Source organism: Stenotrophomonas sp. CASM106 (assembly GCF_049384825.1).
Classification (GTDB): Bacteria; Pseudomonadota; Gammaproteobacteria; order Xanthomonadales; family Xanthomonadaceae; genus Stenotrophomonas; species Stenotrophomonas muris.
The window spans coordinates 1-427 of sequence record NZ_JBMRFS010000070.1 but is presented as its reverse complement, the minus strand read 5'-3'; the positions used below and the strand labels follow the sequence as shown (position 1 = coordinate 427).

General features: G+C 46.4%; 1 protein-coding gene. It reads left to right on the top strand.

Going from position 1 to position 427, the window contains the following annotated elements; genetic code table 11:
* Window positions 1–167: 167 nt before the first annotated feature.
* Window positions 168–427 (top strand): relaxase domain-containing protein (locus VG556_RS22580; protein ID WP_423180077.1); only part of this gene is annotated, 260 nt, incomplete at its 3' end.

Here is a 427-nt window from a genome sequence, read left to right as displayed (position 1 = left end):
CTATTCTTGAAAAGCACTTGAAGCGCAATGGCGCGAGAGACGTTGTGCGAGTCAAAATTGATAAGCCGCCCGTTGGTGATGAGAATCCGTTTGGGTTTGATTGATTGTCATTTTTCTGATTCGTGTTACTTCTATTTGATGTGCAAACAAAAAAATAGGAGTGGCATATGCAAAACGTAACTGCGCTAAAACAAACAAGAGCGGGTGTGCAGAACGCTATCGCGTATCTCAAAAATGAGAGTAGTGATGCTCACGCCGTTGGCTACTACTACAAAGAAGATGGGAAGGAGCGAAGCGGCCTGACGTATTGGGGTGGCAATCTCACTTTGGCTTTAAAGCTCGAAGGAAAAGAAGTCACGATTGAAGCGATGACAAAGCTTGCCGAAGGCTTCGCCCCCGATGATGGAAGAGCGCTTTGTCAGAACGC